This window comes from Plantactinospora sp. A48, assembly GCF_055793945.1.
This window is the reverse complement of sequence record NZ_JBTIXF010000001.1, coordinates 59,609-76,002: the sequence shown is the minus strand read 5'-3', so window position 1 is coordinate 76,002 and position 16,394 is coordinate 59,609. Positions and strand designations below refer to the sequence as shown.

General features: G+C 71.1%; 12 protein-coding genes and 1 pseudogene. 8 read left to right on the top strand and 5 right to left on the bottom strand.

Going from position 1 to position 16,394, the window contains the following annotated elements; genetic code table 11:
* Window positions 1–26 precede the first annotated feature (26 nt).
* Complete coding sequence (locus ACXN5W_RS00350; protein WP_473156054.1) at window positions 27–2,552, top strand: RelA/SpoT family protein; 2,526 nt, start codon at window positions 27–29, stop codon at window positions 2,550–2,552.
* Window positions 2,553–2,673: 121 nt separating this feature from the next.
* On the opposite strand, the gene ACXN5W_RS00345 is transcribed toward ACXN5W_RS00350, so the two are convergent.
* The 3 genes from ACXN5W_RS00345 to ACXN5W_RS00335 all read right to left on the bottom strand — a co-directional run bounded on the left by ACXN5W_RS00345 (window position 2,674) and on the right by ACXN5W_RS00335 (window position 5,820).
* Window positions 2,674–3,549 carry an NAD(P)-dependent oxidoreductase gene (locus tag ACXN5W_RS00345; protein WP_473156053.1) on the bottom strand — a complete coding sequence of 292 codons (876 nt, stop codon included), beginning with the start codon at window positions 3,547–3,549 and terminating at the stop codon, window positions 2,674–2,676.
* Window positions 3,550–3,953: 404 nt separating this feature from the next.
* Window positions 3,954–4,784, bottom strand: coding sequence for a peptidylprolyl isomerase (locus ACXN5W_RS00340; protein WP_473156052.1), 831 nt, complete (start codon window positions 4,782–4,784; stop codon window positions 3,954–3,956).
* Window positions 4,785–4,839: 55 nt separating this feature from the next.
* Entirely contained in the window at window positions 4,840–5,820 is a 981-nt protein-coding gene (locus ACXN5W_RS00335) for a peptidylprolyl isomerase (RefSeq protein ID WP_473156051.1), read from the bottom strand.
* A 327-nt stretch (window positions 5,821–6,147) separates the two neighbouring features.
* Between ACXN5W_RS00335 and ACXN5W_RS00330 the strand changes: the two genes are divergently transcribed.
* Both ACXN5W_RS00330 and hisS read left to right on the top strand, forming a co-directional pair.
* Window positions 6,148–6,864: an MBL fold metallo-hydrolase gene (locus ACXN5W_RS00330; protein WP_473156050.1), complete on the top strand. Its 717-nt coding sequence runs from the start codon at window positions 6,148–6,150 to the stop codon at window positions 6,862–6,864.
* Between the two features lie 215 nt (window positions 6,865–7,079).
* Entirely contained in the window at window positions 7,080–8,405 is a 1,326-nt protein-coding gene (gene hisS / locus ACXN5W_RS00325; protein ID WP_473156049.1) for a histidine--tRNA ligase, read from the top strand.
* Between the two features lie 293 nt (window positions 8,406–8,698).
* Here the strand turns inward: hisS and ACXN5W_RS00320 are convergent, their stop codons facing one another.
* Window positions 8,699–9,217, bottom strand: a complete 519-nt coding sequence (locus ACXN5W_RS00320; protein WP_473156048.1) for a PaaI family thioesterase — start codon at window positions 9,215–9,217, stop codon at window positions 8,699–8,701.
* A 527-nt stretch (window positions 9,218–9,744) separates the two neighbouring features.
* Here ACXN5W_RS00320 and ACXN5W_RS00315 point away from each other — a divergent pair.
* Window positions 9,745–10,794, top strand: coding sequence for a S1 family peptidase (locus ACXN5W_RS00315; RefSeq protein WP_473156047.1), 1,050 nt, complete (start codon window positions 9,745–9,747; stop codon window positions 10,792–10,794).
* Between the two features lie 126 nt (window positions 10,795–10,920).
* Here the strand turns inward: ACXN5W_RS00315 and ACXN5W_RS00310 are convergent, their stop codons facing one another.
* Window positions 10,921–11,634: a hypothetical protein gene (locus tag ACXN5W_RS00310; protein WP_473156046.1), complete on the bottom strand. Its 714-nt coding sequence runs from the start codon at window positions 11,632–11,634 to the stop codon at window positions 10,921–10,923.
* Window positions 11,635–11,962: 328 nt separating this feature from the next.
* Between ACXN5W_RS00310 and ACXN5W_RS00305 the strand changes: the two genes are divergently transcribed.
* The 4 genes and pseudogenes from ACXN5W_RS00305 to ACXN5W_RS00290 form a co-directional block, all read left to right on the top strand.
* Window positions 11,963–12,640, top strand: coding sequence for a hypothetical protein (locus tag ACXN5W_RS00305; protein WP_473156045.1), 678 nt, complete (start codon window positions 11,963–11,965; stop codon window positions 12,638–12,640).
* Between the two features lie 317 nt (window positions 12,641–12,957).
* Window positions 12,958–14,763, top strand: a complete 1,806-nt coding sequence (gene aspS / locus ACXN5W_RS00300; protein ID WP_473156044.1) for an aspartate--tRNA ligase — start codon at window positions 12,958–12,960, stop codon at window positions 14,761–14,763.
* 7 nt (window positions 14,764–14,770) lie between these two features.
* Window positions 14,771–15,586: an SDR family oxidoreductase gene (locus ACXN5W_RS00295; protein WP_473156043.1), complete on the top strand. Its 816-nt coding sequence runs from the start codon at window positions 14,771–14,773 to the stop codon at window positions 15,584–15,586.
* A gap of 98 nt (window positions 15,587–15,684) precedes the next feature.
* Window positions 15,685–16,224: pseudogene (locus ACXN5W_RS00290) on the top strand (helix-turn-helix domain-containing protein); the annotation flags it as partial.
* Between the last annotated feature and the right edge of the window lie 170 nt (window positions 16,225–16,394).

The window sequence follows — 16,394 nt, the reverse complement described above, 5'->3', positions numbered from 1 at the left end:
TTCACCAGCGAGCTGTGAGGAGGCCGGTGTCCCACGATGTCGCCCCTCTGACGGAGGGCACGGTGCATCCCACGGGTGACGCGCAGGGCGCGACTCAGCCGGGCGCGACCGCCACCGGGATCGGCCGGGACAGTGTTCCCGGTCCGGTCGATCCGGCCGGTCGGGATGTCGCGGCCGGGGCGGACCCGGACGGCGTGTCGCGGCCGGATTCGGGCGCCGAGATCGGCGGGGTGCCCACCAGCCCCATTCCGGACGGCGAGGAGACCGGCACCGGCACCAACGGGTTCGGTCTGGCGGGTGCGCCCACCGGACGGCGGGTCCGGGCCCGGTTGGCCCGGTTCAACGCGCCATGGCAGACCTCGCAGGTCAGCGAGGTGCTGGAACCGCTGATCTCCACCCACCGCAACAGCCACCCGAAGGCCGACGCGCGGCTGCTCCAGCGTGCCTTCGACATGGCCGCCCGCTGGCACTCGGGTCAGTACCGCAAGTCGGGCGATCCGTACATCACCCACCCGCTGGCGGTCGCGACGATCCTGGCGAACCTCGGAATGGACACCACCACCCTGGTGGCGGCGTTGCTGCACGACACCATCGAGGACACCGAGTACACCCTGGACGAGATGCGCACGGACTTCGGTCCGGAGGTGACGCTGCTGGTCGACGGGGTGACCAAGCTCGACAAGGTGAAGCTGGGCGACGCGGCCAAGGCCGAGACCATCCGCAAGATGGTGGTCGCGATGGCCAAGGACCCGCGGGTGCTGGTGATCAAGCTGGCCGACCGGCTGCACAACATGCGGACGCTGTCCTTCCTGCCCGCGCCGAAGCGGGAGCAGAAGGCCAAGGAGACGCTGGAGATCCTGGCCCCGCTGGCCCACCGACTGGGTATGAACACCATCAAGTGGGAGCTGGAGGACCTGGCCTTCGGGACGCTGTTCCCGAAGCGGTTCGAGGAGATCAACCGGCTGATCGGGGAGCACCAGCCGCAGCGCGAGGCCCTGCTGCGGCAGGTCACCAACAAGGTCCAGATCGACCTGCGCGCCGCCAAGATCAAGGCGGAGACCACCGGCCGGCCCAAGCACCTGTACTCGATCTACCAGAAGATGATCGTGCGGGGGCGGGACTTCAACGACATCTACGACCTGATCGGCGTCCGGATCCTGGTCGAGACGGTCCGGGACTGCTACGCGGCGCTCGGGGTGATCCACGCGAACTGGCAGCCCGTGCCGGGCCGGTTCAAGGACTACATCGCGATGCCGAAGTTCAACATGTACCAGTCGTTGCACACCACCGTGATCGGGCCCAGCGGCAAGCCGGTGGAGATGCAGATCCGGACGTACGCGATGCACCGCACCGCCGAGTTCGGCATCGCGGCACACTGGAAGTACAAGGAGCAGAAGGGCGCGACCGTCGTCGGCCCGCCGGCGCACATCGACGAGATGACCTGGCTGCGGCAACTGCTGGACTGGCAGCGCGAGGCCAGCGACCCGAGCGAGTTCCTGGACGCGCTGCGGTTCGACCTGTCCAGCCAGGAGGTGTACGTCTTCACCCCCAAGGGTGACGTCATCCCGCTGCCGACCGGCTCGACCCCGGTGGACTTCGCGTACGCGGTCCACACCGAGGTGGGACACAAGTGCATCGGCGCGCGGGTCAACGGCAAGCTGGTGCCGCTGGAGTCGACCCTGTCCAACGGCGACGTCATCGAGATCTTCACCTCGAAGTCGGACACGGCCGGGCCGACCCAGGACTGGCTGGGCTTCGTCAAGAGCCCCCGGGCGCGCACGAAGATCCGGCAGTACTTCAACAAGGAACGCCGCGAGGAGGCGATCGAGGCCGGTAAGGACGCGATCGTCAAGGCGATGCGCAAGCAGGGCATGCCGTTGCAGCGGATGCTGTCCAGCGACAACCTGTTGACCATCGCCCGCGACCTGCACCTGGCCGACGTGGCCTCGTTGTACGCGGCGGTCGGCGACAGCCAGGTCTCCGCCCAGTCGGTCGTGCAGAAGCTGATGGCCAGCTACGGCGGCGAGGAGGGCGCGGTCGAGGACATCGCCGAGACCGCCGTGGCCACCCGCCCGCCGCGCAGCCGGGCCAACAACCACGACCCGGGCGTGGTGGTCCGGGGCGTGAGCGACGTCTGGATCAAGCTGGCCCGCTGCTGCACCCCGGTACCGCCGGACACCGTCTTCGGCTTCGTCACCCGCTCCGGTGGGGTCAGCGTGCACCGGGACGACTGCGCGAACGCCGAGGACCTGAAGGTGCAGTCCGAGCGGATCGTCGAGGTCAACTGGAAGCTGACGGCCGCCTCGACGTTCCTGGTCGCCATCCAGGTGGAGGCGCTGGACCGGCATCAACTGCTCACCGACGTCACCCGGGTGCTCTCCGACGAGCGGGTCAACATCCTGTCCGCGACCGTCACCACCACCCGGGACCGGGTGGCGGTGAGCCGGTTCAGCTTCGAGATGGCCGACCCGAAACACCTGGGGCACCTGCTGGCCGCGGTACGCAAGGTGGACGGGGTGTTCGACGCGTACCGGGTGACCTCGGGAGCCTGACCACCGCGGGCCCGGATCCGGCCGTTCCGCCGGGTCCCCGGTCCGAGCGGGCGTCCCAGGGCCGGCGTCGCAGCCGTCAGCGTCGCAGCCGTCAGCGTTGCAGCGGTCAGCGTTGCAGCGGTCAGCGTTGCAGCTTGCGGGCCACGACGGTCAGGTCCTCGTCACCCATGCCCTGGTCCACGGCCCGCTCCCACTCGGCCACGATCCCACCGGCCGGGGCGAACCGGTCCACATCCACGGTTTCCAGGGCCAGCCTGAGGTCCTTGAGCGCCAACGACAGCGAGTACTCGGCGGAGTATTCGCCGGCCGCGATCCGGCGCAGCTTCCCGGCCGCCCAGAGCGGCACGAGCGGGCTGCCCTCCAACGCGGTGAGCATGGTGTCCAGTTCGAGGCCCAGCGCGCGGCCGACGCCGAGTGCCTCGGCGATGCCCTCGTTCAGGAACGACATGTACGTGTTGTTCATCAGTTTCACCCGGGTGCCCGCGCCGACCGGCCCCAACCACAGCGTGCGGTGTCCCAGCGCGTCGAAAACCGGCCGCAGCGGGCCGGCGGCGACGTCCTCGGGGCCGGACGCGAAGATCGTGAGTTGTCCCTGCGCGGCCGGGCCGCGACTACCGGCGACCGGGGCGTCCACCAGGGTCACCTCGGGCCGCCGCTCGGCGACGAGCTGGGCGGTCCGCTCGGTGCCGGGGACACCGATCGTGCTCATCTGGGCCCATACCGCGCCCGGCGGGATCGCGGCGAGCATCCCCTGATCGTCGGCGATCGACAGCACGGCGTCCGCGTCGGTCACCATGGTGATCACGACCTCGGCGTCCCGTACCGCGTCGACGGGGTCGGACGCCACCCGGGCACCACGGTCCCGGAGCGGGCCGACCGCCTCCGGACTGCGGTTCCAGACCGTCGTGGGATGGCCGGCGTCGATGAGCCGGGTGGCCATCGGCTGACCCATCCCACCCAGTCCGAGAAAGGCGATTCGTCGCTGTTCCAGCGTCATGCCCGCATCCTTCCCGCGCCGGTTCCGCCAAAACCGCCCGTGCCTGTCGGCGCGAGGATTCCGCCGAGGCCGCTCACTCTGGGCGGTCAGGCTTGATCCCGTCGTGAGCGGCCTCGGCGGAACCCAACCACGTCCGGTCGGCGAGGCGCTGCGGCCACCCACGACACGAGCGTGTACCGAGCCGCTCGGCGCCGAGCGACCGGGGTGTGCCGGGCCGCTCTGGCCGAGTGACAGGGTTGTGCCGGGCCGCTCTGGCCGAGTGACAGGGTTGTGCCGGGCCCGCCCACGGCGGGATCAAGCCTGACCGCCCAGAGTGGGTGGGCCCGGCACAACCCGGGCCTAACAGCTGGCCCGGCACAACTCCGGGCCCAACTGCTGGCCCGGCACAACTCCGAGCCCGACTGCTACGACTGGGTCATGGTGAGGTCCTTGATCAGGACCTCCTTCTTCGGGTGGCCGCCGCCGGCCTGAGCCCCGAAGGCGCCGTCGTCACCGGCCTTGGCGATCTCGTTGACCAGATCCATGCCCTGGGTGATGGTGCCGAGCACGGTGTAGCTGGGGTCGAGTTGCGAGTCGCCGTACACGATGAAGAACTGGCTGCCGGTGCTGTTCGGCGCCTGGGTCTTGGCCATCGCGATGACCCCCGCCGGGTACGGCGGACGCTTGTCGGTCGGCAGGTTCTCCTCGGCGAACCGGTAGCTGGGGCCGCCCTGCCCGTCGGTCTGCCGGTAACCCTTGCCGGTGGCGCTCGGGTCGCCGCACTGCAACACCTGGATGCCCTGGGTGACCAGTCGGTGGCACTTGGTGTTGTCCCAGAAGTCCTTGCTGGCCAGGTACTCGAAGCTGGCCGCCGTGCACGGCGTGGCGGCCCGGTCGACCTTCGCCTTGATCGGGCCGAGGCCCGTGTCGATGGTCAGCACGTCGGTGCCGGTCTTCGGCACCGACGTCGGCGGGAGGCCGACGTCCTTGACCTGCGGGGACTTCTCCTGGCCGGTCAGCTGGGTCCAGGTGCACTGCGTCATTCCGCTGTCGGCCGCGGTGTTCTTCTTGCCCGAGTCGTCGTTCATGGCCACCAGCGCCCACACGCCGCCCGCCACGACCAGGAGCAGCACCACGCCGCCGGCCGTCAGGTTCCGCGTCCGCCGGCGCCGCCGCGCCTGCTCGGCGCGCTCCTGCATCTCCTTCTCCAGCCGCGCCTTCGCGGCGGCGCGCTGCCGCTCTCTCGTGGACGTCACGGTGGCTCCTCCTGGACGTGTCCGTGTGCTGCTGGGTGATGCGCCGGCCGAGCGGTCAGGACCGGCTGCTGGCGCTCGCTGTGGGGGTGGCCGACGGTACGCCGGTCGGCGTACCCCCGTTGGCCGGGGTGGCGGGCGTCCCGGTGGCCGGGGTGGCCGAATCCGGTTCGCCCACCGTGAGGCTCTGGATCACCACGTCGTTCTTGGGCTTCACCTTGGCACCCTTCCCATTGTCCACGGTCGGGAGGGCACCGATCTTCTTGATCACGTCCAGACCGGAGGTGACCGTCCCGACAATCGAGTAGCTGGGCGAGGAGGTGATGAAGTCCTTGAAGAAGATCAGGAACTGACTGCCGCTGACCCCGGGCGGGGTGTTGACCATGGCCACGGTCCCGGCCGGGTACAACGGAGCCTGCTGCGGTGGCGCACTCGCCGACGGGCTGGCGGACGGGCTGGCCGACGCGCTCGCGGAAGGGCTCGCCGACGGGTCGGCGGACGGGCTGGCCTCGGGCGCCGCCGGGACGTTCTCGTTGTAGAACGAGTACGTCGGCCCGCCCTGTCCGCTGTCGCCGGGGTCACCGCAGCGGACCGCCCCCTCGGTGGTGATCTCGGCGCACTTCGTGTTGTCGAAGAACTTGCTGCTGGCCAGGTACGCGAAGCTCGCGCCGGCACACGGGGCGGTGGTGAGGTCGAGGGAGACGGTGACCGGCGCACCCTGGTTCGTGGTGATCGTCATCGGCCGGGTGCCGCTGGTCGGCAGGCCGGTGGTGGGCGGCCGGCCGACGTCCTTGGCGTTCGGGTTGGTGGCGGTGTCGACCGGAGTCCAGGTGCAGACATCCTCGGCGGTGTTCTTCGGTTTGCTGTCGAAGGCGCCCAGCGCCCACGCCGAACCCCCACCGATCAACAGCAGCGCGACCACGGCTCCCACGCCGGCCTGGATGCGGCGTCGACGCCGCAACGACGCGGCCCGGCGGGCCATCTGCCGGTCGAGCTTGGCGCGCGCCAGTTTGCGCTGCCGGTCCCTGCTGGAAGGCACCCGCCGTCCCCTCTCGCTCACCTGTCCGTCACCGGCGCGGCTGTGTGGGCCGCCCCGGAATTCGAGTGCGCCACGCCACACGCCCGCCAGAGTGTACGGGTTACCGCTGGGAAAATGGTGTACGAGGTGTGCCGTGCGGTATCGAATGATGTCAGGCCGTACGCGACCGGCCGTCCGCGCCCCCGGCCGGTCGCACGGTCTGGACGCTGTCACCGTCGGTCGGTTGGGCGGCTCGGGACGGCCCCGCGGGCGGCCGGTGACGGAAGGCCGGGGGGTGAGCGGATAGGCTCGCGTCGGAAGACGCAGACGCTACGAGGGGATGCGGACGTGTTCGTCGCCGGGTTTCCCGCCGACGCCTTCGGCACCAACTGCTACCTGGTCGCCACGGCGCCGGGGGAGCAGTGCGTGGTGGTCGATCCGGGCATCGGCGTCCTCGACCGCCTCGACGACCTGCTGACCGAGCACCGGCTGCATCCCGCCGCGGTCCTGCTGACCCACGGGCACCTCGACCACTGCTTCTCGGTGGCGCCGGTCTGCGGAGCGCGGGGGATCACCGCGTACGTCCATCCGGCCGACCGGGAGATGGTGGCCGACCCGGCGAAGGGGCTCTCGGCGGACCTGGCCGGGCTGTTCGGCGGGCGGCTGCCGTACACCGAGCCGGAGGACGTTGCCGAGCTGACCGACGGGGCGACCCTCAGCCTGGCCGGCCTGGAACTCACCGTCGACCACGCGCCGGGCCATACCGGCGGGTCGGTGCTGTTCCGGATGCCGGCCGCCGGCTCACAGTGGGACGCCGAGCAGCTGTGCCTCAGCGGCGATGTGCTGTTCGCCGGTTCCATCGGACGCACCGACCTGCCGGGCGGCAGCATGCCGGCGATGCTGACCAGCCTGCGGGAGAAGATCCTCCCGCTGGCGGACGACACCGTCGTGCTGCCCGGCCACGGTCCGCAGACGACCATCGCCCGGGAACGGGCGACCAACCCGTACCTGCGGCAGGTCATGGGGCACGACGGCGGGCGACCGGCGCCCGCACGGGGGCTCTAGGGCGTCACCGCGCCGCAGCGCGGCCCGACCCCACCCCGGCGCTGACCCGGCGCCCCCGCACCGATCCGCCGGCGCACTCCGCGTACCTCGTGGAGTCGTGCCCACCGACGTTCCCGCGCGGCCACCCCGGCGGCCGGGGACGTCGGGGCGAGCTTCCCCGCGCGGCCACCGCGCGCCGACCACCCCGGCCACCGCCGGGATCCGAACGGAGAATGATGAGCAAGCCCACGTCGATCTCGGGCTTCCCCGAGTGGCTGCCACCGCAACGCATGATCGAGCAGTACGTCATCGGCCGGATCCGCGACACCTTCGAGCTGTACGGCTTCGCGCCGCTGGAGACCCGCTCGGTGGAGCCCCTGGACCAACTGCTCCGCAAGGGTGAGACCTCCAAGGAGGTGTACGTGCTGCGCCGGCTCCAGGCCGACGACAACGACTCCTCCGACGCCGCCCTCGGGTTGCACTTCGATCTGACCGTGCCGTTCGCCCGGTACGTCCTGGAGAACGCCGGCAAGCTGCAGTTCCCGTTCCGGCGCTACCAGATCCAGAAGGCGTGGCGGGGCGAACGCCCACAGGAGGGGCGCTACCGGGAGTTCCTGCAGGCCGACATCGACATCGTGGACCGGGACACCCTGCCCGGCCACTACGAGGCGGAGCTGCCGCTGGTCGTCGGCGACGCCCTCGGTGGCCTGCCGATCCCGCCGGTGGTGATCCAGGTCAACAACCGGAAGGTCTGCGAGGGCTTCTACCTGGGCATCGGGTTGACCGACCCGGCCGCCGCCCTGCGAGCGGTGGACAAGCTCGACAAGATCGGCCCGGATCGGGTGGCGGACCTGCTGGTGGAGACCGCGGGAGCGACCCCGGCACAGGCGAAGGCGTGCCTGGCGCTGGCCGAGATCTCCGCGCCGGACGCGTCGTTCGCGGACGCCGTACGGGCGCTGGGCGTCCGGCACGAACTGCTCGACGAAGGGCTGGAGGAGTTGGTCCGGGTGGTCGAGACGGCCGCCGCGCACGCGCCCGGCCTGTGCGTGGCGGACCTACGGATCGCCCGCGGACTCGACTACTACACCGGCACCGTGTACGAGACCCAACTGCGCGGGTACGAGCGGTTCGGCTCGGTCTGCTCCGGCGGCCGGTACGACAACCTGGTCAGCTCGGCCTCGGTGGCGTACCCGGGGGTGGGCATCTCGATCGGGGTGAGCCGGCTGCTGGGGCTGCTGTTCGGTGCCGGTGAGCTGTCCGTGTCCCGGTCGGTGCCCACCTGCGTGGTGGTGGCGGTGGCCGCCGAGGAACACCGGGCGGCGAGCGAGCGGATCGCCGGCGTGCTGCGCCGGCGCGGCATCGCCACCGAGGTGTCGCCGAGCGCGGCGAAGTTCGGCAAGCAGATCCGGTACGCCGAGCGGCGGGGCATCCCGTACGTCTGGTTCCCGGGCCTGGACGGCGCGGCCGACGAGGTCAAGGACATCCGGTCCGGGGAGCAGGTCGAGGCCACGGCGGACGGGTGGGTCGTGCCGGAGGCGGATCTGCGGCCGGTCATCGGCTGACGGGTTCGGGGTTCGGGGTTCGGGGTTCGGGGTTCGGGGTTCGGGGGGAAGGTTCCGCCGGTGAGGGGTGAGCGGGTGGGACCTTCCGATCCGACCGTTCGCGCGGTGAGGGGTGGGCGGGTGGGACCTTCCGATCCGACCGTTCGCGCGGTGAGGGTTGGGCGGGTGGTGGGCCGTCTGGCGGAACGTTCCGATCCGGCCGTTCGCGCGGTGGGGGTTGGGCGGGTGGTGGGCGGCCTGGCGGAACCTTCGGGTTCGACCGGCCCGGGCGGCGCGGGGTGGGCGGGTGCTGGTCAGGCGGGTGGGGTGTCGGTGGCGTAGATCAGGCAGGTCGAGGTGGCGTGCGCGGCCAGCCGGCCGGTTCCGTCGGTCAGCCGCGCCTCGGCCAGGGCGGTCCGGCGGCCTCGCTGGAGGACGGTCCCGACGCAGGTCAGCATGCCGGACGCCACCGTGACCGGGCGGAGGAACTTGACGCTCAGGTCCAGCGACGTGTAGCCGACGCCGGCCGGCAGCGTGCTGTGTACCGCGCAGCCGGCAGCGGTGTCGAGCAGGGTGGACAGGATGCCCCCGTGGACCGTTCCGAGCGGGTTGTAGTGGAACTCGCGTGGTTCCATCTCGACCACCACGTGCCCCTCGTCGGCCGTCAGCCGCTCCACCCCCAGCAGGTGCATCACCGGGGGAGTGGCGATCTCGCCGGCGCTCATCGCGCGCAGGAGGTCCAGTCCGGCCCGTCGGCCGAGGTGCGCGGCGCTGAGCGCGGGGTCGGGCCAGGAGAAGGTGCGGGTCCGGACGTCGGGCTCGGTCTGCGTCATGTCGGCCAGCTTGGCACCCGGCGGCGACGGCGAGCCAACCGGCGTGCCGAGGACTGTTCCGCTGCCACCGGGAGCTGACTGTCCAAGAGGTGCCGGCGGGCCGGCCGAGGTGTCCCGAACCGCGCCGGACGGGGATCCGGAATGGGGTTGCCGGGCGCGACAGACCGGAGGCGCGAGGGGTGGAAATGATGGTAACGAGGCGGTCTCACGACGTGGTACGACGCCGTCCTTGGCGCGCTTCGCGCATTGGCCTTGATGATTTCAATGAAAGTGGCATCGCCGTCCCTGCCTGCGGTTTCTCCGTCAGTGAGGGTCGGAACGGGCTAATGCTAGCGAGGCTTCATCGAGGGTGGCAAGTATGACAGCAAACGTCAGGGCGGAAATATTTTCGTAACGGCAACGTATTGAAGATGATCTCAAACATGTGAATACTTCTCCTCACTCGGGCGGCACCCCCGATCGCCGCGCCGGGTGGGACGTGTCAACCCCCGGCACGTTCGTCCATCCCCCCAAACGGGAGGCCCCGCATGGGACCCATGAGGTCTACGCTCCGCCGTCTCGCCATCACCGCGGCAGCCGGCTCCCTCGTCGCTGGTGCGTTGGCTGGCGCGCCCGCCAGCGCCGCGCCGGCCGGCAACGCATCCCCCGACGCCGCCGCGGCCCTCGCCCAGCGGCTCGGTGACCGGGCCGCCGGCAGCTACGCCGACGCGTCCGGCAAGATGATCGTCGCCGTCACCGACGCGACCGCCGCCCGCGAGGTGCGCGCCGCCGGCGCCACCCCGAGGCTCGTCACGCACAGCGCGTCGGAACTGAAGGCCGCCACCGGCACGCTGGACGCCACCGCCAAGGTGCCCGGCACCGCCTGGTGGATCGACCCGGCCAGCAACCAGGTCGTGGTCTCGTACGACAGCACCGTGACCGGCGCCAAGCTGGCGCAGGTGCGGACCGCGGTCGGCAAGCTCGGCGGGACCGCCCGGCTGGTGTCCGAGCCGGGCGTGCTGAGCAAGCGGCTCTCCGGTGGCCAGGCCATCTACGTCAGCTCGTACCGCTGCTCACTGGGCTTCAACGTCCGCAGCGGCAGCACGTACTACTTCCTCACCGCCGGGCACTGCACCAACCTCGGCTCGACCTGGTACTCCAACTCCAGCCACACCACCACGCTGGGCACCCGGGCCGGCACCAGCTTCCCCGGTAACGACTACGGCATCGTGCGGTACACCAACGGGACCACCCCGCCCGGCGACGTGTACCTGTACAACGGCAGCTACCAGGACATCACCAGCGCCGGCAACGCGTACGTCGGCCAGGCCGTGAAGCGCAGCGGCAGCACCACCGGCGTACACAGCGGGACGGTGGGCGCCACCGGTGCCACGGTGAACTACGCCGAGGGCAGCGTCTCCGGCCTGATCCGCACCAACGTCTGCGCCGAGGGCGGCGACAGTGGCGGCTCGCTCTTCGCCGGCAGCGTCGCGCTGGGCCTGACCTCCGGCGGCAACGGCAACTGCTCGTCCGGCGGGACGACGTACTTCCAGCCGGTCACCGAGCCGTTGAGCGTGTACGGCGTGAGCGTCTACTGATCCCCGGGTAACCGGTCCAACCGCGTCAGCCAAGCCACTGCGTCGACCGCACCACCCCAACCGATCGAGCCGTCGGACCCCCGTCCGGCGGCTCGATCGTTTCCGGCGACGATGCCCGGTACCGGATCATCCGCTCGCGACGAATCCGTCGGTGAGCACGACCGCCCCGTGCGGTGCCTGACACTGCACCCGGATGGTGAGCTTCTCCGCACCCGACACGTCGGAGGTCAGCGGCTGTGGGGCGGTCATCAACGCGTCGAGTTGTCTGCCCGCGGTGTTCACCACGAAGGTGCCGTCCCGCTGCGGTAGGGCCAGGTACACCGTGACGTAGACCCGGCTGTCCTGGTCGTCGGTGCTGGGAAAGTACGGCTTCACCATGGCGGACAGGTCCACGTACTCCTGTTTGAGCAGGTACGTGACCTCCCGGTAGAGGTCGCTGCCCGCGTTGCTCGGGCAGCTGATGGTGACCGGGCGATCGTAGCCGGGCTGGTTTCGGAACGGACGCGGCAAATCAGTCAGGTTGCCACCACCCGCCTCCACGGGCAGCGCGTCCAGGTGGACGCCCCCGGGCCTGGCCGTCGGTCCGCTCGGTCCGGGCAATGGCCCGGTACCCCCCGTCGACTCGACGATGTTCGGCGACACCGAGACCGGCGCTGACAGGGTGGGCGTTGGGTCGGCGTCGTGCCCGGTGAGCGCGAGGTAGGCGGGAATGCCGGCGGCCGCCGTCACCAGGACGCCGGCCAGCGCGATGCGATCCGCTCTGACCCAACCACGTCGTCGCTTGGCGGGGTGCGTGTTCGCCGGTCCCGTGGCGGATTGGTGGGATTGGTTCTCCGGCACGATTCTCCCGGGTTTTCTCGTGTGTATTTGCGACAGCCGTTTCTATCATCAAGTGAGTCGGAGAGAATTGCTGGGGGTGCGCTGTCAGATTCCCGATAGCGGATCCGAGGACACTGTGAAATAAACGGCCGCCCAACCTATTCGCCTGACCAGTGTTTGGAGTACACGTATGGCTGACGAGTCTCCGGGTTCTGCCTCTGGACCGGGCGCACCGGGCGCCATTCCGCCCCCTGGGCCCGGCATTTTCCCCGGGCCCGCTTCGGCATCCAGCGTCTCCGGCCATACCGGGCCCGGCCAGGCCGCCGGCCGGTCCCGGCTCGGTCCGCTGGTGGTCGTCAGCGCCGCGGTCCTGGCGCTGCTGCTGGCCGTGGGCTCGCTCGTGGTGGCGTGGCGCGCGCTCGACCAGGCCAAGGACGCCAAGTCGATCGCGTTGTCCCGGGGCGTGCAGCAGCCCGGGCCGTCCGCGCCGGGGGATCCGGCGACACCACCACAGGGCAATGCGACGGAGGAGTCGAACCCACCATCACCGACCGATCTGGACGTTCCCCGATCGCCGGGCACTCCGCCCGAGTTGACCGGCCGGACCGCCTATGACCCGAGATACCAGGACCAGACGCTCACCCTGACCGCGCGGTGCGGCTACAGCATGGACGTCGACCTCGACGAGCCCCGGGCCAACATCCCCTCGGAAGGCAGCGACCTCACCTTCCACCGGGGCTGCGCGACGGACCCGTCGACGCTCCGTCTGGGCGACGGTGTCGAAGGCAGTCAGGCGGCCGAACCGGGGATGACACCGCAGGAGTGCGGCCAGCAGATCCGGAAGGCGCCGATCGCCGAGGAGGCCAGCATTCCGGTACGCAAGGGAATTGCCTTCTGCGCCACCACCAACTATTCGGCGGCACAGGCCGGCGGGCGGCCCTGGATAATGGTGCTCGCGGAGATCGCCGGTGAAGGAAACGATGGTTCCGTCACGCTGAGGCTGACGGCCTGGAATATTCCAGGCTGATTCTCCGCCGGCTTGGTCGAACCGTGATGGCCGATCGAACCGGATTGGCGACGGTTCGGTGAATTGGCCGGATCGGCAATCGCATTCGACCGATCGGTCGACCACTCCGATCCACCGGATCGGTCGATTCCAATCCACCGGATCGGTTGATCGCGAGGCGTCGGCGCCGGGCGGGGTGTCCTCGGGAAGGCCCGCCCGGTCCGGTCCCCGGCATCCGGCGCCGGGCTCCAGCGGGCGTGCCGGGTAGCCGCCGGAACCGTCCGGCCGTCCTGACAGAATGCGGGGGCAGACCGTTCCACGATGAGGAGACGCTTCCCGTGATCCGTACCCAGAACGCCGGGAGCCTGCGCGCGACGGACGCCGGCAGCACGGTGACCCTCGCCGGCTGGGTGGCCCGCCGGCGCGACCACGGCGGGGTGATCTTCGTCGACCTGCGCGACGCCTCCGGCGTGGCGCAGGTGGTGTTCCGCGAGGAGGACGCGCACGCGCTGCGCAACGAGTTCTGCGTCCGGGTCACCGGCGAGGTGACCCGGCGGCCCGAGGGCAACGAGAACCCGGAGCTGCCGACCGGCGAGGTCGAGGTGACCGCCATCGAGCTGGAGGTGCTGTCCGAGGCCGCGCCGCTGCCGCTGCCGGTGGACGACCAGGTCGAGGCCGGTGACGACGTACGGCTCAGGTACCGCTACCTCGACCTGCGGCGCGGTGGCCCGGCGCGGGCGATGCGGCTGCGTTCGCGGGCCAACCAGCTCGCCCGGGGGGTGCTGCACGAGCACGACTTCCTGGAGATCGAGACCCCGACGCTGACCCGGTCCACCCCCGAGGGCGCCCGGGACTTCCTGGTGCCGGTCCGGCTCCAGCCCGGCACCTGGTACGCGCTGCCGCAGTCCCCGCAGCTGTTCAAGCAGCTGCTGATGGTCGGCGGCATGGAGCGGTACTACCAGATCGCCCGCTGCTACCGGGACGAGGACTTCCGGGCCGACCGGCAGCCGGAGTTCACCCAGCTGGACATCGAGATGTCGTTCGTCACCGAGGACGACGTGATCGATCTCGGCGAGCAGATCGTCGCGGCGCTCTGGTCCGACCTGGCCGACCACGAGATCCCCCGGCCCATCCCGCGGATCACCTGGCACGACGCGATGGCCCGGTACGGCTCGGACAAGCCGGACCTGCGGTACGGCGTCGAGCTGACCGAGCTGACCGACTACCTGCGCGGCACGCAGTTCCGGGTGTTCGCCCAGGCGATCGACGCCGGCGGGTACGTGGGCGCGGTGGTGATGCCCGGCGGTGCCGCCCAGAGCCGCAAGGAGCTGGACGGCTGGCAGGACTGGGCCAAGGCGCGTGGCGCGCGCGGCCTCGCGTACGTGGTGCTGGACGCCGAGACCGGCGAGCCGCGCGGGCCGGTGGCCAAGAACCTGTCGCCGGAACACCTCGGTGGACTCGCCGACGCGGTCGGCGCCAAGCCCGGCGACGCGATCTTCTTCGCCGCCGCCACGCACGCCCGGGAGGCGCAGGAACTGCTCGGCGCGGCCCGGGTGGAGATCGCCCGGCGGGCCAAGCTGATCGACGAGAGCGCCTGGGCGTTCTGCTGGGTGGTCGACGCGCCGATGTTCGAACGGACCGACGAGGGCGGCTGGACCGCCGTCCACCACCCGTTCACCTCGCCGAACGCGGACTGGATGGACCGGTTCGAGTCCGCTCCGGACCGTGCGCTGGCGTATGCGTACGACATCGTCTGCAACGGTAACGAGATCGGCGGCGGTTCGATCCGTATCCACCGCGGCGACGTGCAGCGCCGGGTGTTCGACCTGCTCGGGATCACCCCGGAGGAGGCGCAGGACAAGTTCGGCTTCCTGCTGGAGGCGTTCAAGTACGGCCCGCCGCCGCACGGCGGTATCGCCTTCGGCTGGGACCGGGTCTGCATGCTGCTGGCCGGTGCGGACTCGATCCGTGAGGTCATCGCGTTCCCGAAGACCCGGGGCGGGTTCGACCCGTTGACCAGCGCGCCCACGCCGATCACCGCGCAGCAGCGGGCCGAGGCGGGCATCGACGCCAAGCCGAAGCCGGCCGCCGCGCCGCACGCCGGTACGGCCGGTCCGGCCGCCCCGGTGGCCGACCCCACCTGAGGCGGCCGTGACCGTGCTCGTGGTGGGCGCGAGCGGGTATCTCGGCGCTGAGCTGTGCCGGCAGGCGGTCGCGGCGGGGGAGCGGGTGGTCGGCACGTACCGGCGGGTCGCCCCCGACCTTCCCGGCGTCGAGAGCCGCCGGCTGGACGTCCGGGACCGGTCCGCGGTCGGCGCGCTGCTGACCGAGGTACGTCCGGACGCGGTCGTGAACACCGCGTACGACACCCTCGACTGGGCGACCACCGCGGACGGGGCCGGGCATGTCGCGCTGGCCACCGCCGGGGTCGGGGCCCGGCTGGTGCACCTGTCGTCCGACGCCCTGCACGCCGGCCGGCCCGATCCGTACGGCGACGACGAACCGCCGTCCCCGGTCAACGCCTACGGTGCCGCGAAGGCCGCGGCCGAGGCGGCGGTCCGGCTGGTCCATCCGGGTGCCGTGCTGGTACGCACCTCGTTGATCATCGGTGACCGGCGCAGCAAACAGGTCCAGCTCTGCCTCGACGCGCTGACCGGTTCGGCGAGGCTGTTCTCGGACGAGATCCGCTGCCCGGTGGGGGTGACCGACCTTGCCGCCGCGGTCCGGGAGCTGGTGTCGTCGTCGTACGCCGGTGTGTTGAACGTGGCCGGTGCGGACGCGCTGAGCCGGCCCGCGCTGGGCCGGCTGGTGGCGCAGCGGTACGGCCTGGACGCCACCGGGCTGCGGACGGCCCCCCGGGTCGAGGCCGGGGCGGGACGGCCCGGCGAGGTGCGGCTGGACAGCTCACGAGCCGCCGGCCTGCTGCGGACCCGGATGCGCGGCGCCCGCGAGCTGCTCGCCGGCTGACCGATCCGCCGCCACGATCAGGTCGACCGATCGGGAGCACGGTCATCAACTGTGCACAGTTCCTTTGCATAAACTCTGTGCACAGGTATTGTGCAACCATGGATCGAGTGGAGGCGGCGGGCCCCAGCCGGGTGCGGCTGGACGGCCGGCAGGTACGGACCCTGGCGCACCCGCTACGGCTGCGGCTGCTCGGCGCGCTGCGGCTGAAGGGGCCCGCGACGGCGACCACGCTCGCCGCGATGCTGGACACCAACACCGGCGCCACCAGTTACCACCTGCGTCAGCTCGCGCAGGTCGGGTTGGTGGTCGAGGAGCCGGACCTGGCCAGCGGGCGGCAGCGGTGGTGGCGCGCCGGACACGATCTGAGCAGTTGGGATCCCACCGACTTCGACGACGATCCGGACGCTCGGGCGGCGGCCGAGTGGATCCAGGGGGACCAGGTGCGGATCCTGGCGGAGCGGGCCGAGCGCTGGCTCGCCGTCCAGCAGGACTTCCCGGCGGCCTGGCGCGACGCGGCCGGCATGAGCGACCTGCTGCTGACCCTCACACCCGACCGGCTCGAGGCGCTCAACGCGGAGGTGTGGCAGGTCCTCCTCCGCTACCAGGCGGAGTCGGCGGCCGGGTCTGAGGAGCCGGGACCGTCGGTGGCCGGACCGTCGTCGACCGGATCGTCGTCGACCGCATCGTCGTCGACCGGATCGTCGTCGACCGGATCGTCGGCGGCGGACGGCGGCACGCCGCGACCGTCCGGTGAGACGTCGCCGGCAGCCGTGCCGGTGCAGGTCTTCCTGGCCGGATATCCCCTGGT

Coding starts and splice junctions, on each gene's coding strand:
- ACXN5W_RS00345 (WP_473156053.1), bottom strand. CDS start 3,549: ATGACGCTGGAACAGCGACGAATCGCCTTTCTCGGACTGGGTGGGATG.
- hisS (WP_473156049.1), top strand. CDS start 7,080: ATGAGCAAGCCCACGTCGATCTCGGGCTTCCCCGAGTGGCTGCCACCG.
- ACXN5W_RS00320 (WP_473156048.1), bottom strand. CDS start 9,217: ATGACGCAGACCGAGCCCGACGTCCGGACCCGCACCTTCTCCTGGCCC.
- ACXN5W_RS00315 (WP_473156047.1), top strand. CDS start 9,745: ATGGGACCCATGAGGTCTACGCTCCGCCGTCTCGCCATCACCGCGGCA.